Below are 22,025 nucleotides of genomic sequence, written 5' to 3' on the forward strand. Positions count from 1 at the left end.
CCTCCAGCCACGCCCTCTACTCGCGCGCGCGCGCCGCGTTCCGCAAGTCGCGGATCTGGTCGTGGTTGCGCTGCGCCCCATCGGCCTGGCGTTGCACCACAGCGCGCACGTCGGCCGGCAGGCTCTGCTTGAGCGCCTTGCGATAGCGGGCCACCGCGCTGTCCTCGCCGCGCTCGCAGGATTCGAGGATCGACAGCTCGCTGTCCGCGCCGACGCTGCCCTTGACCTGTACCCAGCCCCGATGCAGCGCACCGGCCGCGGTTCCTCCAGATGCCGGCTCGCCGCCGTAGGCCCGCACAAGCTGCATCAGCTCGTCGCCGGCCTTCCTGCAGCCTTCGGCGCGGCTGGCGAAGAGCTGCTTCGCGGCTGCGTTCTCGACCTGTTCGGCGCAGGTCTTGAAGCCGTATTCGCCGTCTCGCGCGTTTTCCAGCAGGTCATTCAGGATGTCGACCACATCGTCGTTCGACAGGTCTTCGTGGCTCACGATGTCGCTGCCATTGGCCTGCTTCGCATAGTAGACCTCGTCGGCGCGATCCCATGCCGCGCGGGTTGCGGGCCGGGCGTCCGCCCATGCGAGGCCCGAGGCCCCGCGCCGGGTCTCCCATTCGGACGCGAGCATCGGCTCAGCGCTGTCGAAATCGGTGTCGCGCGTGCTACGGCCCGACCAGCCCATCTCGTAGGCCGGCGCATAGTCGTCATAGCTGCGACCTTCGGCCACGTAGGGCTGGCGGCCATGATTTTCGCGCCAGTAGGCATCCTCGGCCGTCGGGTTGACGCCTTCGGCCGCGGCCTTGCCGCCCAGTCCGCCGACCACGGCGCCTGCCACCAAGCCCACTACCGTGCCGATCGGACCGGCGAGCGAGCCGGCGGCAGCGCCGGCCAGGCCACCGCCCGCCGCACCCAGCCCGGTGCCTACGGGATGGGCGCCCGGCGCGCCGGTGATCGGGTCTCGATTGGGTACGCCGTTGCCGAGTTGGCCGTCGTCTGTCGCCATGTCATCTCCTTGGATTGCCCGCAATGGGCTGGGTGGGGAGCGCTCCGTCGAAGCGCTTCGAAGGAGACAGTAGGCCTGGGCCGAAGATTGCGAGGTCGTCGCAGACGTGCAGTGGATGTCAGTCAAGACCTCGATGGCTGCACCTCTGACTTGCGAGCCGCTTCCGGTCTCTAAAGGGGGGCGGCGTCGGCCCGAATGGAATCAGTCGGTCGCTGATCCAACGACGCGGGCCTCAGTCCAGGGTCGCCAGGTAGGCTGCGATGTCCTGGGCATCCTGCTCGCTGACACCCATGTCCGGCATCGCCGTCAACGGATCGACATCGCGTGTGTGACGAAGCCAGCGCACCATGTTGTCGGGGGTGTTGTCCAGCTTGCCGCCGATGCGCGCGCGCTTCGCGATCCCGGTCAGTGGCGGCCCGACATGGGGCTGCGAGCCTGTAACGCCGGGGATGGTGTGGCAGGCACTGCAGGCGTACTGGTACAGGGCCTTCTTGCCGCGCGCCACATCGCCGCCGCGTGCCGGCGCTGAAGCGCTCGCTCCCTCCGCCCGCCCGCACGGCAGCTGATCGCCCACCGGCGTCAAGGCGCCGCCCGCCGCCAGCACGGTCATCGCCGTGGCCTGCGTGTACTGCGCAGGTGTCAGGTCCGGCAGCCTTTGCAGGAAGGCCACCACCGCCCACAGTTCCTTTTCGGACAGGCGGAACTCCCAGGCCGGCATGCCGCTCATGCGGATCCCGTGCTTCGTGACCCAGTAGAGTTCGCGCGCGCGCCAGTGCTGGCGCGCATCCACCAATGGCCCGGGCAAGGGCTGCATGCTCTTGCCGATGTCACTCTGTGCGACGCCAGGCGCGCCGTGGCATTGCACGCACTTGTCCCGGAAGCAGGCAGCCCCGCGCACCAGCAGCGACGGATCGTCGAGCGCAGGCGGCTCGATCCGGCGTGCGCGCAGGCGCACCGACTGTCGCATCGCCGTTTCCATCACCGAAAACACCGGCTGCAGGTGCTGCTCGGTCGCGGCCACGTCGTACAGCCCGCCGTAGACCACGGCCGCACCGGCGACCACCGCGGCAATGCCGAGCGTCGCAAGGGTCAGCAGCACGGTCCGGATCGTTCCCATGGTTCGCGGCATTGTCCGACGCACGCGAGCGGCGCCTTGTCGGCGCAGCACCCGTCCTGCATCGCCACACTGGGGTCATGCGCCATGTCCCTGCCAGACCCCTCGCCACATCGATGGGCTGGTTGGCCGTCGCCGCTACAGCCTTCGCCGCCAGCGGCTGCGATCTGGGCGAACGAGCGCCTCCGCACGCGATCGGCCCCAAGGCGCAGCTGGAACGCGGGCGCATGCTGATGGCCCACTACCAGTGCGGCAGTTGCCATGCCATTCCCGAGGTCGCCGCGGCGCGCGGCCAGGACGGCCCTCCCCTCGCCGCGTTCGGTCGCCGCAGCTACATCGCGGGTCATCTGCCGAACCGGCCCGAGACGCTGGCGCGATGGATCCTCGATCCCGCCGCGCTCGTGCCGGACACCCCGATGCCCGCCATGGGGGTGTCGCCCGCCGATGCGAGCGACATGGCCGCGTTTCTGCTGGCGCTCGAATGAGCGACGCCGCCGGCTCCCAATCCGCACTCCGGGCGGCCGGGCCGGTGGCCGAGACCCTGCTCGGCGTCAGCGGCGTGCTGACCGTCGGGGCATCGCTGATCTTCGTCGCGGTGATGGTGTTGCTGGCCCTGGCGCTGCGCCGGCATGCGGGCCAGGTCCACGCGCGGTGGTGGGTGCTCGGCGGTGGCCTTGCCTTTCCGGCCATCGTGCTCTCGGCGCTCTTCGCCTACAGCGAGCAGCACAAGCCGCCGTGGCGGGTGGCGCCGCCGAAAGACGCGCTGATCGTCGGCATCACGGCGCGCATGTGGTGGTGGGAAGTCCGCTACAACGACCCGGCCACCGGCGCCGAGATCGTGACCGCCAACGAGGTGCGCGTGCCTGTCGGACGGCCGGTCTATTTCGGGCTCTCGAGCGCGGACGTGATCCACAGCTTCTGGGTGCCCTCGCTGGGCGGCAAGATGGACATGGTGCCCGGACGCGTCCAGCACCTGCAGTTGCAGGCGAGCCGCGCCGGCGTCTGGCGCGGCCAGTGCGCCGAGTTCTGTGGCGAGCAGCACGCACGCATGGCACTGCACGTCGTGGCGGAAGAGCCCGCCGCCTTCGAGGCCTGGCTGGCCGCCCAGGCTCGACCAGCCACCGCCGTGCCTCGCGGGCCGGGGGCAGAGCGGCTCTCCCGCGGGCGCGACGCCTTCGTCGCGCACCGCTGCACGGCCTGCCATGCCGTGCGCGGCCTGAGCGAGGAGCGCAGCCTGGGCCCCGATCTCACGCATGTCGGCGGTCGCCTCTTTCTGGGCGCGGGCAGCGTGTCCAACGAGCCGGCGCAACTGGCTCGATGGGTCGCGCACACCCAGCAGATCAAGCCCGGCGCACGCATGCCTTCGGCCGGCGAGCGGATCGAGGACGCCGACCTTCACGCCATCGCCGCCTGGCTCTCGCATCTCCAATGACCTCGCCCGCCGACGCGCCCCTGCCTTCACGCCTGCCCCGACCGGATGGCGAACGCGAGGCATTGGAACGGGCCTGGCGCGCGCCCAACGGGTGGCGCCTGCTTTCGGCCGTCAACAACACCCACATCGGCGTCTTCTACATCGCCACCGCGATGCTGTTCTTCGTCCTCGCTGGCATCCTCGGGCTCGTCATGCGGGCGCAGCTCGCGGTGCCCGGCAACGACCTCGTCGACCCGGGAACCTACAACCAGATCTTCACGATGCACGGCACCGTGATGATGTTCCTGTTCGCAGTGCCCATCGTGGAGGCGGTCGCTGTCTACCTGCTGCCGGGCATGCTCGGCGCCCGCGACCTGCCCTTTCCTCGCCTGTCGGCCTATGCCTTCTGGGCCTACGCGATCGGCGGCCTCGCCTTCTTCTGCACCCTGTTCTTCGGCGAGGCACCCGACGGTGGCTGGTTCATGTACCCCCCACTCACGAGCAAGGAGTTCTCCCCCGGCCGGGGTGCGGACTGGTGGCTGCTGGGCATCGGCTTCATCGAGATCTCGGCCATCGCCGGCGCCATCGAGCTCATCATCGGCATCCTGTTCACGCGCGCGCCCGGCATGACCCTGATGCGCATGCCGGTCTTCGCCTGGGCCATGCTCGTGAGCGCGCTGATGATCGTGTTCGCCTTCCCGGCGGTGATCGCGGCGACCACCTTGCTCGAACTCGAGCGGGCCTTCGACTGGCCCTTCTTCATTGCGCAGCGCGGCGGGGACCCGCTGCTCTGGCAACACCTGTTCTGGTTCTTCGGCCACCCGGAGGTCTACATCATCTTCCTGCCGGCCGCCGGCATGGTGTCGATGATGGTGGCCACGCTCGCGGCGACGCCGCTGGTGGCCTATCGCGGCGTCGTGGCGGCGCTGGCCGGCGTCGGCATCGTGAGCTTTGCCCTGTGGGCGCACCACATGTTCACCGCCGGCCTCGGCAGCGTGCCGATGATGATCGTGTCGGCCGCCAGCTTCCTCGTCGCGATCCCGAGCGGGATGCAGGTCTTTGCGTGGATCGCGACCTTCTGGCGCGGCCGCGTGCGCTTCGACACGCCGACCCTCTTCCTTCTGGGCTTCCACTTTATCTTCGTCCTGGGCGGGCTCACGGGCGTGATGGTGGCCGTGCTGCCCTTCGACTGGCAGGCGCACGACAGCTACTTCATCGTCGCGCATCTGCACTACGTCCTGATCGGCGGCATGGTGTTTCCGCTGTTCGCGGGCCTCTACTACTGGGCGCCGGTGTTCAAGGGCCATCGCCTGTCTGAGCGCTGTGGCCGATGGGTGTTCGGCCTCATGTTCGTCGGATTCAACCTGAGCTTCTTCCCGATGCACCTGAGCGGCATGCTCGGCATGCCGCGCCGCATCTACACCTATCCCTCGGACCTGGGATGGAACGGCCTCAACCTGCTCTCAAGCATCGGCGCCTTCGTCTTCGCGATGGGCGTGCTGCTGTTCTTCGTCGACGCCGCACGCACGCTGCGGCGGCCATCCCGAGACCACGGCGACCCCTGGAAGGCCGGGACCCTTGAGTGGCTGCCGCAGCGCGACTACGGCGTGCGCAGCATCCCGCAGGTCGATGCGCGCGACCCGTTGTGGGTCCGCCCCACGCTGGCGCAGGAGGTCGAGGCGGGCGCGCACTGGCTGCCCGGCACCGCCTTCGGCGGACGCGAGACGCTCGTCACCAGCGCGGTCGACGCACAGCCGCGCCATCTGCTGCGCCTGCCCGGCGACGGCTGGCTGCCGTTCGTCGCCGCCGCCGGGACCGCCGGCTTCTTCCTGCTGCTGACCGCGGGCTGGGTCGCGACGGCCTTCCTTTGCGGCCTGCTCGCCATCGCGGCCATCCTGGCCTGGCTCTGGGGCTCCGATCAGCCGCCGCCGGCCTCGACGGTGCAGGTCGCCGAGGGCGTCCATCTGCCCGTCGGCGCCATCGGCCGGGCATCGCATTCCTGGTGGGCCGTGATCGTTCTCATCGTGGTCGACATGACGATCTTCGCCTCCTTCGTGTTCGCGCACCTGCACGTGTCGATGGCGGCCGAGATCTGTCCGCCCCCAGGGGCTGCCCTGCCCTCTGCGGTCTGGCCGCTGGGATCCTCGCTGCTGCTATTGACCGCAACGATCCTGATGTGGGGCGCGACACGCGGGGTGGGCGCTGCACAACGCGGGCTTCGCTTGCGCGTGGCACTGGCGTTTGCCTGCGTGGCCTGCGCCTTCGCCCTGGACCTGGCCGGCCATTTGCGTGGCGATCTCGACCCGACCGCCCAAGCCTGGAGCGCCACGGTGGGGGCACTGTTGGCCTATCAGGGATTCCATGTCGCGGTCCTGCTGCTCATGGGCGGCTACCTGCTGCTGCGCTCATGGAGCGGTCGCCTGCGGCCCGACGCCCGCGCCACACTCGACAACACGGCGCTGATGTTCTTCTGTGTCGCAGCCCAAGGCCTGATCGCCGCCACCATCGTGCAAGTCGCCCCACGCTGGGTGGCGTGACGCCGGCCCGCAGCCGGCCGCCATTCACAGGTCTTCGATGACCAGCATGCGATAGCGTTGGGCGATCGAATAGGGGAAGCGGCGCACGACCTCCATCATCCGGTCCGCGGCCTCTTCATTGGGGGTCTTCACCAGCAAGGCGTGGTGCCCCTCCTTCGCGAGCTTCGAGTACGCCCGCACGGTGGCGCCTTCGGTGCCGGCTGAAGGCAGGGGGTCGTCCGCGTCACTGACCGTCGGGGTGATCTGCGACAGGATGGCCGCCGGCGTCAGAAAGAACACTTCGGCATCGCCGTCGGCGTCGCTCAACTCGGTGCCGACCGCCATCGCAGTGGCCTGGTCAGGGAACATCACCATCGAGTAACCGGAGGGATAGAAGCCGCCGCCGATGGTTGCAATCATCGATGGGTCCAGGCTGAAAGAAGTGATCATGTTGGGCGCGCCTCAGCTGGCCGGAAACTGCTCGGGAAGCGGATCCGGCTTCTCGTCGACCCCGCCACCCTCCCTTGACGCCTTCCTCGTGGCATCGCGGCCCAGCTCCTTCATCATTTCCTCTCCTTCCGGATCGTTGCCGTCCAGCGGGATCGACTCTTCGGCGCCCAATTCCGGCTCTTCGTTGTCCGAGTACTTCCGAGTGGTGTTCATGGCATTGCTCCTGTGATCGATCACCTTGGTCCAGCCCATGCGGCCAGCGCACTCAGGGGAATGCCCAAGCATGTGTCAGTGGCGGCCGACTGGCGTGCCGTGGGCCGGACACTGCTGCGATGAGGGAGAGGTGAATCACCCGACCCTGCGGGGCCAGTCCGCGCCCCATCGGCGGCGCGCCAAGCCTCAGCCGCCGGCCTACACCGCCCGGGCCACCAGGCCGACCCGGCACCCGCCCGGTTCCCGCCTAACTTCGCGAACTCCACTCCGCAGCACCCCGATCCCATGAGCGATCTCCTATCCCTTTTGCAATGGCCCGCTTTTGCGACCTCGCTCGCGGCGGCGTGGTGGGTGGCCTCGAATGCCAAGCGTCGGCGCCAGCTGGGGTTCTGGGTCTTCCTCGCGAGCAACGTGCTGTGGAGCGTGTGGGGTTGGCACACGCAGGCATGGGCCTTGATCGCTCTGCAGCTCTGTCTGGCCGCACTGAACGTGCGGGGGCTGCGCAAGACGGAGACGGCCGATTCGGCCTGAGCCCGGCGCGTCCCTTCGAGCGAGCGATACGCGCGTCGAGGGGCTAGGCAGTCCCCGCGTCGCGAAGCAGAACCGTGTGGATGGTGGTCACCAGGGCATGGGGCTGGAATGGCTTGGCCAAGTGGGCATCGAAGCCACTCGCCAGTGCGCGGGTCCGATCCTCAGGCCGCGAGAACGCCGTCAGCGCGACCGCGGCCAGCGGCTGGCCGGGGCTTGCCATCGCACGCAGCCGGGCGATCAGCTCGTAGCCGTCGCGGCCCGGCAGGCCGATGTCGCTCACCAGCACGTCGGGCCAGCTGTCCTCGAACAGACGCAGTGCGGAGTCGTAGTCCGAAGCCTGCCTCACGTCGGCACCCGCGTCGCGCAGAATGACGGCGAGCATGTCGGCGGCGTCCGCGTTGTCTTCGACCACGGCGATACGGAGTTCGGCCAACGGGCGGTCGCTCGATGCCGGTGGCAGCGCCTCCGCCGCATCGCTCTCCGGCTCGCCACCGGCTTCGATCACGGGAATGGCGACCTGCATGCGGGTGCCCCGCCCCTCGCCCTCGCTGAAGGCCTGGACCCGGCCCCCATGCAGTTCGGCGAGATGCCTGACGATCGACAGCCCCAGGCCGAGACCCCCGTACAGCCTGTTGCCGGGCGCATCGCTCTGACTGAAGCGGTCGAACAGTTGCGGCAGGAACTCCGGCGCGACGCCCTTGCCCTCGTCTTCGATCGTCAGCACGAGCATCTCGCGCTCCCATGCAAGCAGAACTCGCACCGTCCCACCCTCGTGGGAAAACTTGATCGCGTTGGTCAGCAGGTTCCAGACGATCTGCTGGAAGCGCGTGGGATCCAGCCAGACCAGGGCGACCTCGCCTTGCTGCGCCAGTTGCACGTCCAGCCGCTTGGCCTCGATCGATTCGGCCAGGGTCTCGATCGACAGCGCGGTCAGTGCCGCCGGGTCCACGCGCTCCCGGTAGAGCTGCAGCTTGCCGGCATTGACGCGCGACACATCGAGAATGTCCGAGATGATGCGCGTCTGCGCCTTGACGCTGCGGTCGATGGCGTCCAGCGCCTTGCTCACCCGTTCGGGGCTGGCGCCGTGCCGGTTCAGCAGGTGCACCCAGCCGGCGATGGCATTGAGGGGCGTGCGCAGTTCGTGCGACAGGATGGCGACGAAATCGTCCTTCGTGCGGCTCAGGCGCTCGGCCGCCTGGCGTGCGACCTGCTCGCGCTCGAGCACGTCGATGCGCTGCGCTTCCAGCTCCTGGCGTTCGGAGATGTCCGTCGCCACCCCGATGCGAAGGCCCGGCTCGGCGTGCGACGAGATGCTCCATGACAGATGCACCCACCGGCCGTCCGCGCGCACCAGCGGAAACTCCCCCTGCCAGGCGCCGTCGCCCGTCACCGGCCCGGCCATGCGCTCACGCACCAGCTCGACGAACTCGGCCGGCGCGAAATCGAACACGAAGCCCCCCACCAGTGCATCGCGCGATCGCCCCAGCAGGCGCACCAGCGCAGGGTTGACGTCCTGCAGCCGGCCGACATCGTCGATCAGCGCCATGCCGCTGGGCGCCTGGTTGTAGATCGCTCTGAACCGCAGTTCGCTGCGCCGCAGCTGGTCCTCGGCCATGCGGGCGCGGACCAGGGCCTGCAGGGTCGCCACCAGCACCGCGGGTTCGACCGGGTGCACCAGATAGGCGTCGGCGCCCGCGTTCAGCCCCGTCACCTTGTCCTCGCTCTGCACGTAGGCGGCCGACAGGTGGATCACCGGCAGCGCGGCTGTCGCGGGATCGGCGCGCAATCGGCGGCAGATCTCGAAACCGTCGATGTCCGGCAGATGCACGTCGAGCACCAGCGCCGAGATTGCGCTGGTCGCGAGGCGCAGCGCTTCGGCGCCAGTTCCGGCCTCCGCGGTGGCGAAGCCGGCCGCTCGGATCACGCGCGCGGTCGCATAGCGGGTCGCCGGGTTGTCGTCCACCACGAGGACCGTGTGGCGGGCACGGTCGATCGTGATGTGGATGACGTCGGGCCTGGTCATGGCGCGGTCGACCCTGGGGGCGATGCCGGCGGCTCGCCCAGATGCAGCGGGAGCAGCACCCAGAAGGTCGACCCCTTGTTCAGCTCGCTCTCGACGCCGACACGGCCTCCCAGCAAGGCCGCCAGGTGCCTGGACAGCGCGAGGCCAAGGCCGGTGCCGCGCAAGCGCTTCTGCAGCGGCGAGTCGACCTGGGCGAAGTCCTCGAACACCGCGGCATGGTGATCGGCAGCGATGCCGATCCCGGTGTCGCTGACCGCGAAACGCACATGGTCACCATCGACGGCGGTGGCGGACACCCGCACCTCGCCCTGAGCCGTGAACTTGAGCGCATTGGAAATGAAGTTGCGCAGGATCTGCGAGAGCTTGCGGTCGTCCGTGAAAAGCCGCGGCAGGCCTTCAGGCTCCTCGAACACGAGGCTCAGATTGGGATTGGTCAGCACCGACCTGAACATGCCGCGCAGGGCGGAGAAGAGATCGACCATCTCGAACCAGGCCGGTGAGATGTCGACGCGGCCAGCCTCGATCTTGGCCAGATCGAGCAGGTCGTCGACCATCTCCGCGAACTCGGTCGCGGCGGTCTGGATGAAGGCGACCTGCCGCTCCTGATCGTCCGTCAGCGGGCCGTCGACGCGATCCGCCAGGAGCCGCGCGATGCTGCGGATCGCATTCACGGGCGTGCGGAACTCATGGCTCATGTAGGCCAGGAAGCGACTCTTGAGTTCGGTCGCCCGGCGCAACTGCTCGGCCTGGTCGTCGAGCTCCGCATACAGCGCGACCACGCCGCGGTTGGTCTCCTCGAGCTCGGCCCGCAGCCCTTCGGCTTCGGCACGGCTGGCCGCCAGTGCGGCCTCCAGCGCGTCGCTGCGATCCGCTTGCGTTTCTTCGGCTGGCATCGCTAGTCCCTTTGCTGAATGACGACGATCGTCGCATCGTCGCGCAGGCGGGAGTGATCGCGCAACAGCAGCGCGGCCAGCAGGGTCGGGTCGCTGCCCAGCAAAGGCAGCATCGGCCGGGTGTCCCAGCGGCTGGCGATGCCGTCGCTGTGCAGCAGCATCACGGCATGGGGTGGTCGCTCGACCGAGGCGACGACAGGATTGCGGATCTGCAGGCCGGCCGTGCCGTGGGCCGTCACGAAGCTGCGGTCGTGCAGGCCCGAGACGATCCGGCCGGAGATGTTGCCGGCGCCCGTGAAGCGCACCGCATCGCCGCCGGTGTCGAATCGGGCACAGCAGAGGGCGGCACCCCGGGTGGTTTGCAAACGGCGGTGCAGTTGCTCGACCTGGGCCGTGAGCGCGAGGGCCGGAGCCTCCGAGAACAGGTCGACCGCCGCCTGGCTCGCGGCGGCTGCGCCCGGGCCATGGCCCAGGCCGTCCGCCACCAGCACCGTGACGCCATCGGCGTCGAACGCGGCCGCCCAGGCATCGCCGCACTCGGTCTCGCCCGCGACCGGCAGACAGATCGCGCCCGCGCGCAAGGCGTGCGGTGGACCGTCGGCGCCGGATCTGCGCAGGCGCGCTACGCAGAGGGTGCCGCATGGAACCGCCGAGTAAAGGTCGAAGTCGCCGGCCAGCCGCCGCACGGCGCCCAGGCCGGTGCCCGGGCTGCCGCCGGTTGAAAAGCCATCGCGCAGCGAGCGCCCGACGTCGGCGATGCCCGGCCCTTCGTCGATGCTGACAATCTCGATCTCGCCGCGCGCAGGGCAGGCGCCGACCAGCAGGCGACCCTTGCGCGCGTGCTTGTAGAGGTTGGTTCCGAGCTCGGTGACCACGATCGCCAGTCGGCCCATTTCGAGCTCTCTCCATTCCATCCCGGCCGCCAGGCGGGCCGCATGGCGGCGAACCTCGCCCACGCCACTCGGCTCGGACAACGGGAACTGGCGATGGGTCCAGCCGCGGATCACTTCCATTTGACGATGCTCACGCGGGTGCCGCGCCCGGGCACGGACTGGATGTCGAACTCGTTGACCAGGCGCTTGCTGCCCGGCAGGCCGAGGCCCATGCCGCTGCCGCTGGTCCAGCCGTCCGAGAGCGCCAGCTTGAGATCGGCGATGCCCGGCCCTTCGTCCTCGAACACCAGCTCGAGGCCGCGCCGGCCGTTGTGCTCGCGCAGGCTCCAGTGCATGCGGCCGCCATGGCCGTGGATCAGTGTGTTGCGCGACAGCTCGCTGGTTGCCGTGACCATCTTGGTCTGGTCGACCAGCGAGAACTTGAGCGCCTGACAGAGCGTGCGGACATGCTGGCGGCTGGCCACGATGTCCTGCTCGGAGCCCAGCGGCAGTACCCCCGCAGTTTCACCCGCCATGGCGCTGCTCCGCGCGCACGGCGGCGAGCATGGCCATGCCGCGCTCGACGTTGAGCGCGGTCTTCACGCCTTCGAGAGACAGCCCCAGTTCGACCAGCGTGATCGCGACCGCGGGCTGCATGCCGACCACCACCGTGGTGGCAGACAAGATGCGGGCGATGCCCGAAATGCTGCTGAGCATGCGGCCGACGAAGGAGTCGACGATTTCGAGTGCCGAGATGTCGATCATCACGCCGCTGGCGCCGGTCTTGGCGATCCTGTCCGCCAGGTCGTCCTGCAGCGCGAGGGCGGTCTGGTCCTGCATGTCGACCTGGATGGTGACCAGCAGGGTCTCGCCCATGCGCAGGATCGGGATGCGGTCCATCGGCTACGTCTCGCGGCTGATGCGCCAACCGGTCTTCTGCAGGGCGACCGACAACGCATCGGCCAGGGTCGCCTTGGTGGTGATGCCCTGCAGATCGATGCCCAGATGGACGATGGTCTGCGCGATCTGCGGCCGGATGCCGCTGATGATGCAGTCGGCGCCCATCAGCCGGATCGCGGTCACGGTCTTGAGCAGATGCTGGGCCACCAGCGTGTCGACGGTCGGCACGCCCGTGATGTCGATGATCGCCAGCCCCGAGCCGCTGTCGACGATGGCCTGGAGCAAGGTCTCCATCACGATCTGCGTACGGTTGCTGTCGAGGACGCCGATCATCGGCACGGCCAGCACGCCGTCCCACAGCTTGACCACGGGCGTGGACAGCTCCAGCAGGTCGTCCTGCTGGCGGCGGATGATCTCCTCGCGGGACTTCTGGAAGGTGGTCGCGGTGTGCTGGGCCAGTTGGTCGACCAGCTGGCTCGCCGCCCAAATGCCCGCCATCAGCTGCGCCGGGTTGGCGCCCCGGCCGCCCTGCAGGGCATCGAACAGCGGCCTCTTCAAGGCAAGCACGAACTGGCTGGTGTCGCCCGCGGTCTCGCCTTTGGCGGCGCGTGAGCGCGACAGGGTTTCGAGCGTCTCGCGCAAGCCGTCCCATGCGGGACCCGCCAGACTGGATGCATCGCCGCCGCGGTCCAGGCCCTCGGTCAGCGAACGCACGAGCTCGCCGGCGTCGATCTGCAGCGAGCGCTGTTGCGCCGAATCGGCGATGCCCAGCTCGCCGAGCCAGCCTGCGACGACGACGCCGGGCTCGCGCAGCGCTTCCCTCAGAGGGTTGTCCTGATCCATCATTCTCGACTTCTCCTCGTCTTTCTATGGGCGGCGAATGCGCACAGGAGCAAATTCTAGGCGGCACCCGCCGCCCTTTCGAACCGCCGACGCCGTTCGACCCGCGCGCTGACAGCGTTGCGGCGTGCTGTCTGACAGGGGTCCCCCAGCCGCTTGCCGCGCCCTATCGGCCGCATTCGACGATGGCAAACTCCACCCGCCGGTCGAGCGCGTCCACCACATCGTCGGTGCCGCTGCCGACCAGGTTCTGACGCGAGCCCTGGCCCTTCGGTCGCGTCCGGTCGGCCAGCTCGGCGGACTCGGCGGCCAGCCGTTGCCTGATGTATTGCGCGCGGCGCAGCGACAGCGAGTCGTTCACCTCTTCGGGTCCGGTCTTGCTCGAATGGCCGACGATGTCCATGCAGACCCGGGCGCTGCCGCCCTGCTTGGCGATCTGGCGCAGCCACATGCGGTAGGCGCTCGTGACCCTGGGGTCTGACCAGAAATCGGTGCTGCCGGGGTTGAACAGGAACTTCACGCCGAGCTGGTTGTGCGCGATGCCATAGGCCACCACACGTCCAAATGCGTCTTCCGCTTCGGCCGACTGGCCGAGCTTGAGGGTCGTGAGATAGATGCCGTTGAGTACCCGGATCTGCTCTCCGCCCGGCGTCGCTGCGGCCCGGCGATAGTGCGCGAGCGCCTCGCGATAGCGCCCCGCGTTGTAGAGCTGGGTGGCGTCGTTGATCACGGTCGCGGTCGCAATGTAGCCGAGATAGGTCGCGTCGGCCCGCTCGCCGCGCCCCGCGCGGCTGGTCCGCACCAGGCCCTCGATCACCTCGTCCTTCACCAGGACGGGGCTGTCGCGGTAGTAGGCCAACGGGGTCATGTCGACATCGTCCACCCGCGCCAGCGTGGAAGCCTGGGCCGCCACGGTGCCGTCCTTCAGGTCCACAAGGGCCAGGTGGATGCGCAGGCCGGCATCCTGGCGTGCCAGCGTGCCGGCCAACAGGTACTGGGCGCGCGGGAGGTTCGCTGCCTTGAACGTCAGGATCTCGATCTGCTTGAAGTTCGCGCCCGCGTGGGCCGCGATGGTGCGGTCGAGCCGTTGCGTGCCCGCGGTCTGCTGGCCGCTCCCGGCATCCAGCGTCGGATCGAGCACGATGACGCGCCGGTCCGGCGGCGCGGCCCCGAGCGGAAGCAGCGCCGAGGAGGTCGCGGGCTGCCTGAGCAGCGCATCGGTCGCCGCGACGATCGCCTGGTCGAAGGATTGCAGTTCGTCGCTGCGATACCGAGTCGCGCAGCCGGTCAGGCCGATTGCCAGAAGAGCGCCGAGGAACAGATGGAAGAAATGGTCAAGGAAATTGGCGCGTCGTTCTATTTGCATCGGGTCTTCTGAAAAGCAGCTTCTTCCGGGTTGAGGGATTCCAGAGAAGACTTCAAAACCAGATCGCTGCACCTAGGTGATCGGCTTGACGGGATGTAGGACGAAACGGTTGCCGGGTCCTCGGAAACTGTGCGGTTTTTCTCGGAAACGCCGACCACACCTTCTGCCGGCACCCGCGCGGCGGGGATCGCCACGGCCTTGCGCGCTGCCACGCGGGCCGGCGGCGTGGCGGCCGGCAGGGCAGACGCTGGCGCGCCCGGCCCGGCTTTCGGTTCGACGTCGCGCGCCAGCGGTTCCAAGCGCGTCGTCGCCGCGGTCGCGTCGATCACCGGGACGGGCACCGGCTTGGCCGGCTGGATGGCAGGCGACGGCGCGGCATCCGCCGCCACCGCCGCTGTCGAAGACGGCCCGGCCCCGCTTGACCCCCGTTCGCCATGCCACAAGGCCGCTCCGGCAGTGGCGCACACCAAGACCAGGAGGAGTGCATGGCGTGCGTGACGACGGCGTGGGCTCTGCGCAACGGGCGCGATGGACGCGGGAGGCCGGGCCGCCAGGACGTCGACGGTCGCGGCGATGGGCGTCGCATCCGCGAAGGCCCCGGGACCGTCCAGTGCAGCATCCTGCCGCGCGGCCTCAAGGAGCGCCCGGAATTCCGCCACGTCCTGCGGCCTCGACTCGGGGCGCACCGCCAGAGCCGCGTCGATGGCGCGCAGGAAGGTCCCGCTGTAGCGCCCGGCATGTGTCAACGCCAGCGGCTGCACCGGGTCCTTGACCACCCGCACCACCGACGCGATCGGCGGTCGGCCGACGATCGCGTAGTGAAGCACGCCCGCCAGCGCATAAAGGTCGGTCCAGGCCCCTTGCAACATGGTTCCGCCGTACTGCTCCACCGGCGCGAAGCCGGGCTTGAGCATGGTGGTCAGCACCTGCGTTCGATCGTTGATCACGTGCCGGGCGGCACCGAAGTCGAGCAGCAGCGGTCCGCTGGCGGTGAGCAGGATGTTGTCTGGCGAGATATCCCGGTGGTAGCACTGCTCTCGATGCAACACGGTCAGCGCATCGAGCAGCGGCTCCAGCCATTCGCGCAGCAGCGATTCGGGTGCGCGGGTTCCCAGCTGCGCCAGTGCCGTCTTGAGCGTGGGGCCTTCGTAGTACGGCATCGCCATGTAGGCCGTGCCGTTCGCCGCCCAGTAGCGGAACACCTTCACGAGCGCCGGGTGATCGAAGCGCGCCAGCAGCCGCGCCTCATTGACGAAACTCTTCAGGCCTGCGTCGAAGGTCTCGCGGTGCTGCTCGGAACGCATCGACACCTCGAGCGACACGGCGCCACGCACCGCCAGCGAGGACGGCATGTATTCCTTGATCGCCACATGGCGCTCGAGCGCGGGATCCCAGGCCAGATAGACGATGCCGAATCCACCTTCGCCGATCTGTCGCAGGACACGGAACCCTTCGATCTCGGTGCCCTCGGGCAGCGCATGGATCGCTCCCGGGTAGCCGCCAGGCGCATGGTCCTGCGCGCCGCCGGACGCCTGCGTGGGTCTGACATAGGGCACGGTCTTCGCTTCGCCGAGCTTCTCTTGGGACGGCAGTGCGGCGACAGGCAAGGCGGTGATGCACTGCATGCAGAACTTGGCCGCGGGGCGATTCGCCGTGCCGCAGGCCGGACAAATTGCCGCCATCGAATGGGTTCTCCTTGAAGAGTCTCGAACCGTGGCGGAAGAACCGCGCACCGTATCCACGAGTCTGTCACGGCACGCCACCGCGACTGCGTGCATATCTCACGAATGGCTCGAAGTTCAAACCGTCCCCGATGGCGCGCATTCCGGTACCCACCGTGATCGAAGCCGCGAAACTCGGCCTTGCGAGCCCAGACACCGACTATCCCCGGGGCCATCGCGCGACGACATTGGCCCGATGGAGGCTCACGCTACCAAGCGAAGCGCGACGCGCCTGTGGGCCCTCGCTCTCCCGGTCTCACGGGGGGCCGAGCGCCACACCGTGGCGAATCACGGCACGTAGGACGCGTCCCGCGCCCTCTCCAGCTTCCGACCGAAAACCCGGGCGTGCCAATGACCCCATAGTGAAGTTGGGTGGTCTCGCTTCGAATGGAGGCGAGGACGGGGCATTTTCAATTTACACAAACTCCAAGCGAAGCATGATTTCCCACTTTATCGGCCGTCTGCGCAGTGGCTTGGGTGCCGTGGCGCGCCGCCTGTCTTCTTCGCGCCCGGCCGGCGCCATGTCGCCGTTGCACGCTCCCGTCCCGGGACACGAGCCCCCCGCACCGGGCGGCTCCAGTGACACCCCGCAGCGCTCGCTCGAGGAACTGCGCGCGGACTTGGCACGTCTTCGCGCGACGTCGAAGGAGCGGCATGCGCGGGTCTCGGTCCGGCGGCCGCAATCCTTCGACGAAGCGGTGTTCGCCGATTTCGTGGCGCCAGCGCCCCCCACAACGGGCCCGAACGATCAGGACGATTACGCGAGAACCGTGTACGTGCCGCGCCCATCCTCGAGGCCGCGGCCTGGGAAATGATCGCGCTGGGCGTCGCCACCGCATCACCGCCGACCGAAGAGACTAGGGCTTCACGCCAGCGGCCTCGGCGCCGATGTCGCGCATCAGGCGCTGGAAGTCCGGTGACTCCCTCACGAGCGTCGCGCCCGCGCCGCGAAGCAGATCGATCTGTTCGGGCGACAACTTCCACGTCGTCGGCAGCGAAAGCAGGGTGCGACGGGCCTCGGTGTTCGTCACGCCCCGAAAGCCGACATGGATCGCGTAGTAGTCCTCGATGCCCTGGGCTCCGGTCTCCTTCGCGTTCTGAAGTTCTTCCGCGTGGCGGCGTTCCAGATCCCTGACCAGCAGTTCTGTCTCCCGTGATCTGCGCGCCAGCGGCAGATCCACCAGCGCGCCGAAGACGGCGCTGGTGTTCGGAACGTCCGGCTTCTCGTCGATCGTGCTGCCCATGCCGGTGGCCGCATTGACCGTGATGATCACGAAGCGGCGAATATGAACCGCCGCCGGCGGGAGGCTGAGCGCCTTGCCCCGCGAAAGCGTCTCCATGTCGAACAAGCCCCGGATGCCGAGGTTGTCGGAGAGCCCGCCGTCGACGAGATGCAGAAACGGACGCCCCTTGCCGTCCGTGTAGTTCAACATGTCCTCCAGCAGGATCTGGTCTCCGGGGCTGAGGCGGTTGGGCGACTGCGTCTGCTGCTTCTGCTGGGCCTGCAGCGCCTGCACCGCCGCATCGCCGCAGCGGCCGGCATGGTTGTCAAGCGTGATCGGCGCCAGCCACAGGGGCAAGGTGGTGGAGGCGGCCACCGCGCGCGCGACCGGAAAGGTCGACAGGTCCGAGCACAGAAGGTCGAAGTAGTTCTGCGTGAACTCGAACCTGGCGCCCGTGCTCAGGTCGGTGGCGCCGAGCACCACGCGGGGTCGGTCCTTCATCTGGCCGAAGGTGATGCCCTTGAACAGCACCTGATCGAGCCGTTCCTGAAGGAAATCGCCGCGGCCGATCGTCGGCTCGAGCAGCTTCGTCAAGCCCGCCGGGTTCAGGATGTCCCGCCCCAGCGCCCACTGGAAATCGACGCTCAGGAAATTCGGCACGAAGTCGGTGAAGATCCGGTCGCCGTAGGCGCCGTAGTAGGCGGCCGTCACCGCGCCGCCCGACACGCCGTACACCAGGTCCACCTCGTCCAGGAGCCGCCGCGTCTGGCCCCGCACCGTGACCCGATGCCGGGCCAGTTCCTCGAGCACGCCGTACGCGAGCGCCGAAGCGCGCGAGCCGCCGCCCGAGAAGGACAGCACGACCGCGACCTCGGCCTGGTCCGGGTCGAAAAAGGCCTGCTCGGCGCGATAGCCGGTCGAGGGGGTCAAGGTCTCGATCGGCACGTTGCGGAAATACGATGTGCCGCCGCAGCCGGCTGTCGCCAGGGCGAACGCCAGCGCCAGCAGCCACGAGAGAAAGCGCCGCGTCCGGCTGAATGAATGATCCATAACTGGCGCTGAATATATAGGGCACGCCGTCGGGCGCAGCCTCGGGGGCCCGACGGCCGCGCGGACTCGACGCCCTGCGCCAAATCCGCAGTCAAGTCGTGGCGGGCCTGTAGGCCACTACAGGCATGGCGAGAGCGCAGCCACCGACGCCAGATCACGCGCGGCGGGACTGGCTGCCCCCGGGATCGCGTTGCACCCTGGGGTTCCTGCAACCCTCTCAAGGAGACATCAATGGCATATCCCAACGATACCCGTGTCGCCGGTGACACGGAATCCAGCACCGCCGCGACCGGCGTCGGTGCCGTCGTCGGCGGCGTGGCCGGTGGCGTGGCCGGCGGCGCGGCAGCGGGCGCGGCCGTGGGCGGCATGACCGGCCCCGTCGGCGCTGCCGTGGGCGCCGCCGTGGGCGCTGTGGCCGGCGCACTGGCCGGCCGTCGTGTTGCCAAGGCCGATCCGGCTGCCGAGGATGCCTACTGGCGCGACAACTACGCCGGGCGCCCCTACGTCGAAGGCGGATCGAGCTACGACGACTACGCACCCGCCTACCGCTATGGCATGGATTCCTACGCCCGCTTTCCCGACCGCCCCTTCGACGAGGTGGAACCGGAACTGAGCCGCGACTGGGGCACGGCGCGCGGACGGTCCACGTTGGAGTGGGAACGGGCCAAGCATGCCACGCGCGACGCCTGGCAGCGTCTGAGCGACAACGTGGAGCGCGCGATCCCCGGGGACTCGGACCGCGACGGGCGCTGAGCGCGCACGCACCCCTCGAAGACCGGCCCGACAGGGCCGGTTTTTTCATCCGCATCGGCACGCACGTCTCGCGACTTCCAACGCGGCAGCCTTGGCCAGCTCGAGCGACCGAAGTGCGCCCGGCCCGGCGCCGCGGGCAGCGACGGCTCCTGCGCGGCGAGGGACTTCCGACCCCGTCCTGCGCCGTCGACTGACAAGGCAAGGATCGTCGGTGCGTAATGTCCCTCCCATGCAAATGCAATCCCAATTCAGTCGGTCCGCGCTGCGCGCCATCGATGCGGGCACCGCGATGCCCGAAGCGCTTGAACGTGCCCTCGAGCGCGTGGCAGATCGTCAAGGCTTCGGCCTCGGCGCCGCGCAGGAGCTGTGGCGTGGCATGGCGCTCGGCCAGGGCGCGATGGCCCAGTTCGATCACGCGGAGTTCGGTGGCCATGGACAATGGCTGCGCGGCGGAATGCTCATGATCGGAGACATGGTCAACGCGGCCCTCAAGGTGCGCGTGGCCGCACTCTGCGAAGACCTGAGTCGCCTCTATGCCGAACACCCCGAGTGGCACGCGGCCGCACTCGCCCGGCGGGACGTCGCTGCAGGTGCGTGGTGGCCCGAGGGACTGGACTCGCCCTCCAGTACCGGGGCCCAGAACGGTGTCGGCTATGCCTTCTTTCCCGCGCAGCGGCGGCTGGCCATCCACCGGGACGGGCGCGTCGAGCTTTACGACACGGGCGACCACCTGATCGGTGCCGTCGCGCAGCAGGAGGGTGACATCGCGTCCCTGCGCTTCGCCAGCCAGCATGGTCCGGTTTCCGTCGAGAGCCTGCGGCGCGTCGAGACGGTCGACCCTCCCGCCCCCACCCTGCCCCCGCCGCCCCGTAGCGACCTGCTCGGCACGCTCGACACGCTCGACACGCTCGAGCGTCTCGCTGCGCTGCGCGGGCGCGGCGTGCTCACCGAAGCCGAGTTCATCGCCAAGAAAACCGAACTTCTGGGGAGGCTGTGATGGAGCCGCCGAAGCCAATGGAACCCATGCAGCCGATGAAGCCCATGAAGCCGATGGAATCGCTGCCTTCGGACTGGTGGCCTGCAAGCCTGGATGCGCCAGCAAGCACCGGCTCGCAAGACGGTTGGCGCTACGCCTACTTTCCGCGCCAGCGACGGTTGGCGGTGGAACGCGATGGCCAAGTCACGCTGTATGCGACCGGTGATCATGCGATTTCCGGCGCGCGCCAAAGTCGCAGCAGCGGCACAGGCGCAGGACCCGTGTTCACCAGTCAACATGGCGATGTCTCGCTCGATTCCTTGCGAAGGGTGTCGAGCTCCTGACGTCCTTTGCCCCCTAGGCGTCAAGCGATCGCAACGCTTGGTCAGTCAACCAGCTCTGAATCAACATGGCATTGGCCTGCTGCCAGTCGTCCTGCGAGAGTTCATGGTCTGCACCCGACAGCACGCGATGCGTCAAGGTGCGCGCGTTGCCGAAGGCCGCCAGGTAGTTCGCAATCACCGCATGCGGCACGGTGTCATCAAACTCGGATTCCACGACGAGGACGTCGCCACGGAAACGAGCGCTCGCCGCGATCGCCCGGTTGTCCTCGGGCCGCAGCAGCAGGCGGCGATAGGCCGCAACCCCCTGTCTGTCGACCGAATCCTTCGGAGCCTCCCAATCGTTGAAGAGGGCGGGGGCGCGAAGAACGAGCCATCGCACATCCCGGACCGCCGTTACCAAGGCGCCCAGGTAGCCGCCGCAACTCGCACCCACCACCGCGATCCGGGCCGGATCCACCGGCTCGGAACCCGACAACTCGTCGAAGGCGCGCAGCGCGGCCCCCAGGTCGTCTGCACACGTCGTCGTGTGGCAACGCGTGGACGCCCCATTCCGCTCGGGCCATGGCGCGCAGGTGCAGACAAAGCCAAGTCCCGCGAGTTCGGCCAGCTGTAGGCAGGTCCGCTCCTCCTCTTCGTCCCAGCCCGGCAGGAGCAGCAGGCCCGGCCCTCGCTTGCCGGCCTGGGATGGACTGCGGACCCCTTGCGTCACACGACTTCCGGCGGCCCCTCAAGGGGCGACCGGCTCGACGTCTGGAGGATCGCCCCGAAGGACGAGGGATAGCGGTCACGCCCTGGTCGACAAGTGGAAGGGGCACGGTGCATGGACAGGTCCAAAGGGTTCTTCCACGGACTGAGGGCATCCAGCGCGCGCCCGCCAACATTCCGAATGGGCACGCCCTGCTCGGACGCGTTGACGGTCTTCGATTGCCTGCGTCCCCAGGGTTCAGGCTTGCGTCGACCCCACGCCGTCCGTTCGCGGATTCTGCACCCATCGGATCGAACCTTCGCTCCCGATCGCATGGCCGGCGTCGCCCTGTGACTCTTGCGGCCACTTGACGGCGGCATCGTCGTACGAGCCACTGCCGCCGGCGGGCCCCAGGAAAGCTCCCGTGTTCGAAGGCACGCAGTCTAGAGACGCCTACGTTGCGCTTGGCGGTGTCGGTCGGTCTTGGCCAGGCCCGTCGCATCCACGACGGGTCCACAACCGCCGGTGCGCTGGAATTCGATCGCCTGAAAGCCCGTTTCCGCTTCGGTCAATATGGCTCCCCTCGGGGCGTAGCACCCGCCGTCAGCCCAGGTTCCCTCCACAAGAAGAATTCGAAGCTCCGGATCGACTATCGCTGCGGTCGTCAAAATGACCTCCCCGGCTGTCGCAAGATGACATCCGGCAAGGCGAAGCGCGCGGCATACAAACCCTTGGGTTCGCCGCCGGCGAACGGCATATCCTCGCGCTTGCGCCTACCGGACCCTCTCTGGCTAACGCGCTTGACTTCGTACAGGGAAGAAGCTCACCGTTTCTCATTCCTGTCCGAGCAATTGAGTGATCTTGGCGCTAGCCGCCCTGCTCGCCGGTGGCGCGGATGTCCACGCGCCGGTTCGGCTCGAAGCAGGCGATCAGCGCGGTGCGGTTCCTCGCCTTGCCCTGGGCCCTGCAATCGGCTTCGGTGACCTTCAGCTCGTTGAAGCCACGGCCTTCGGCCCGGATGATGTTGGCCGGCACACCCTGGCTGACCAGGTAGTCGCGCACCGAGTTGGCCCGTGCCACGGACAGGCGCTGGTTGAATTCGGCGCTGCCGATCGGATCGGTGTGCCCGACGATGGAGATCTCCCGCAGC

22 protein-coding genes are annotated in these 22,025 nt (G+C 68.6%); 7 read left to right on the forward strand and 15 right to left on the reverse strand.

All coding sequences use genetic code 11. The annotated features are described in order from the left end of the window. Nucleotides 1-16: 16 nt before the first annotated feature. Nucleotides 17-994, reverse strand: coding sequence for a ferritin-like domain-containing protein (locus QTI45_RS30335; RefSeq protein ID WP_286372461.1), 978 nt, complete (start codon nt 992-994; stop codon nt 17-19). 232 nt (nt 995-1,226) lie between these two features. Next, nucleotides 1,227-2,111, reverse strand: coding sequence for a c-type cytochrome (locus QTI45_RS30340; RefSeq protein WP_286656972.1), 885 nt, complete (start codon nt 2,109-2,111; stop codon nt 1,227-1,229). A 224-nt stretch (nt 2,112-2,335) separates the two neighbouring features. Between QTI45_RS30340 and QTI45_RS30345 the strand changes: the two genes are divergently transcribed. From QTI45_RS30345 to QTI45_RS30355, 3 genes are read left to right on the forward strand one after another with little or no spacing between them, the layout of a single operon-like run. Continuing rightward, nucleotides 2,336-2,593, forward strand: a complete 258-nt coding sequence (locus QTI45_RS30345; RefSeq protein WP_286656973.1) for a c-type cytochrome — start codon at nt 2,336-2,338, stop codon at nt 2,591-2,593. Further along, the gene (locus QTI45_RS30350; protein ID WP_286656974.1) at nt 2,590-3,540 is read left to right on the forward strand and encodes a cytochrome c oxidase subunit II; all 951 of its coding nucleotides are present in this window, start codon (nt 2,590-2,592) and stop codon (nt 3,538-3,540) included. The genes QTI45_RS30345 and QTI45_RS30350 overlap by 4 nt, the downstream gene beginning before the upstream one ends. After that, nucleotides 3,537-6,056: a cbb3-type cytochrome c oxidase subunit I gene (locus QTI45_RS30355; protein ID WP_286656975.1), complete on the forward strand. Its 2,520-nt coding sequence runs from the start codon at nt 3,537-3,539 to the stop codon at nt 6,054-6,056. The genes QTI45_RS30350 and QTI45_RS30355 overlap by 4 nt, the downstream gene beginning before the upstream one ends. Nucleotides 6,057-6,080: 24 nt before the next feature. Here QTI45_RS30355 and QTI45_RS30360 read toward each other — a convergent pair whose 3' ends face one another. Next, nucleotides 6,081-6,455, reverse strand: a complete 375-nt coding sequence (locus QTI45_RS30360) for a hypothetical protein (protein WP_286372457.1) — start codon at nt 6,453-6,455, stop codon at nt 6,081-6,083. Between the two features lie 42 nt (nt 6,456-6,497). After that, nucleotides 6,498-6,698 carry a hypothetical protein gene (locus tag QTI45_RS30365; RefSeq protein WP_286372456.1) on the reverse strand — a complete coding sequence of 67 codons (201 nt, stop codon included), beginning with the start codon at nt 6,696-6,698 and terminating at the stop codon, nt 6,498-6,500. 285 nt (nt 6,699-6,983) lie between these two features. Here QTI45_RS30365 and QTI45_RS30370 point away from each other — a divergent pair, with 285 nt between their 5' ends. After that, nucleotides 6,984-7,229, forward strand: coding sequence for a hypothetical protein (locus tag QTI45_RS30370; protein ID WP_286372455.1), 246 nt, complete (start codon nt 6,984-6,986; stop codon nt 7,227-7,229). A 43-nt stretch (nt 7,230-7,272) separates the two neighbouring features. On the opposite strand, the gene QTI45_RS30375 is transcribed toward QTI45_RS30370, so the two are convergent. From QTI45_RS30375 to QTI45_RS30415, 9 genes are all read right to left on the reverse strand, one after another. Then, nucleotides 7,273-9,252, reverse strand: a complete 1,980-nt coding sequence (locus QTI45_RS30375) for a hybrid sensor histidine kinase/response regulator (RefSeq protein WP_286372454.1) — start codon at nt 9,250-9,252, stop codon at nt 7,273-7,275. Continuing rightward, entirely contained in the window at nt 9,249-10,145 is an 897-nt protein-coding gene (locus tag QTI45_RS30380) for a sensor histidine kinase (protein ID WP_286372453.1), read from the reverse strand. The genes QTI45_RS30375 and QTI45_RS30380 overlap by 4 nt, the downstream gene beginning before the upstream one ends. Nucleotides 10,146-10,147: 2 nt before the next feature. After that, the gene (locus QTI45_RS30385) at nt 10,148-11,158 is read right to left on the reverse strand and encodes an ATP-binding SpoIIE family protein phosphatase (RefSeq protein ID WP_286656976.1); all 1,011 of its coding nucleotides are present in this window, start codon (nt 11,156-11,158) and stop codon (nt 10,148-10,150) included. Then, on the reverse strand, nt 11,149-11,553 hold the full coding sequence (locus QTI45_RS30390) for an anti-sigma regulatory factor (protein ID WP_286372451.1): 405 nt from the start codon (nt 11,551-11,553) through the stop codon (nt 11,149-11,151). The genes QTI45_RS30385 and QTI45_RS30390 overlap by 10 nt, the downstream gene beginning before the upstream one ends. Further along, nucleotides 11,543-11,917, reverse strand: a complete 375-nt coding sequence (locus QTI45_RS30395; RefSeq protein WP_286656977.1) for an STAS domain-containing protein — start codon at nt 11,915-11,917, stop codon at nt 11,543-11,545. Before QTI45_RS30395 ends, QTI45_RS30390 begins: the two co-directional genes overlap by 11 nt. Nucleotides 11,918-11,920: 3 nt before the next feature. Next, the gene (locus tag QTI45_RS30400) at nt 11,921-12,763 is read right to left on the reverse strand and encodes an STAS domain-containing protein (RefSeq protein WP_286656978.1); all 843 of its coding nucleotides are present in this window, start codon (nt 12,761-12,763) and stop codon (nt 11,921-11,923) included. A 160-nt stretch (nt 12,764-12,923) separates the two neighbouring features. After that, entirely contained in the window at nt 12,924-14,123 is a 1,200-nt protein-coding gene (locus QTI45_RS30405; protein ID WP_286656979.1) for an OmpA family protein, read from the reverse strand. Beyond that, entirely contained in the window at nt 14,114-15,748 is a 1,635-nt protein-coding gene (locus tag QTI45_RS30410) for a serine/threonine protein kinase (protein WP_286656980.1), read from the reverse strand. Before QTI45_RS30410 ends, QTI45_RS30405 begins: the two co-directional genes overlap by 10 nt. Before the next feature lie 953 nt (nt 15,749-16,701). Further along, complete coding sequence (locus tag QTI45_RS30415) at nt 16,702-18,117, reverse strand: patatin-like phospholipase family protein (RefSeq protein WP_286656981.1); 1,416 nt, start codon at nt 18,115-18,117, stop codon at nt 16,702-16,704. Between the two features lie 231 nt (nt 18,118-18,348). Between QTI45_RS30415 and QTI45_RS30420 the strand changes: the two genes are divergently transcribed. The 3 genes from QTI45_RS30420 to QTI45_RS30430 all read left to right on the forward strand — a co-directional run bounded on the left by QTI45_RS30420 (nt 18,349) and on the right by QTI45_RS30430 (nt 20,190). Continuing rightward, the gene (locus tag QTI45_RS30420; protein ID WP_286372445.1) at nt 18,349-18,870 is read left to right on the forward strand and encodes a glycine zipper domain-containing protein; all 522 of its coding nucleotides are present in this window, start codon (nt 18,349-18,351) and stop codon (nt 18,868-18,870) included. A gap of 229 nt (nt 18,871-19,099) precedes the next feature. Then, complete coding sequence (locus tag QTI45_RS30425; RefSeq protein ID WP_286656982.1) at nt 19,100-19,867, forward strand: SHOCT domain-containing protein; 768 nt, start codon at nt 19,100-19,102, stop codon at nt 19,865-19,867. Then, on the forward strand, nt 19,867-20,190 hold the full coding sequence (locus QTI45_RS30430; protein ID WP_286372443.1) for a hypothetical protein: 324 nt from the start codon (nt 19,867-19,869) through the stop codon (nt 20,188-20,190). Before QTI45_RS30425 ends, QTI45_RS30430 begins: the two co-directional genes overlap by 1 nt. Before the next feature lie 13 nt (nt 20,191-20,203). Here the strand turns inward: QTI45_RS30430 and QTI45_RS30435 are convergent, their stop codons facing one another. Together QTI45_RS30435 and QTI45_RS30440 are read right to left on the reverse strand one after the other, a co-directional pair. After that, entirely contained in the window at nt 20,204-20,899 is a 696-nt protein-coding gene (locus tag QTI45_RS30435) for an alpha/beta hydrolase family protein (protein ID WP_286656983.1), read from the reverse strand. Between the two features lie 843 nt (nt 20,900-21,742). Beyond that, nucleotides 21,743-22,025: OmpA family protein (locus tag QTI45_RS30440; protein WP_286656984.1), on the reverse strand; the 283-nt coding region annotated here is incomplete at its 5' end.

It is taken from the genome of Variovorax saccharolyticus (genome assembly GCF_030316765.1).
In the GTDB taxonomy this organism is placed as follows: Bacteria; Pseudomonadota; Gammaproteobacteria; order Burkholderiales; family Burkholderiaceae_C; genus Variovorax; species Variovorax saccharolyticus.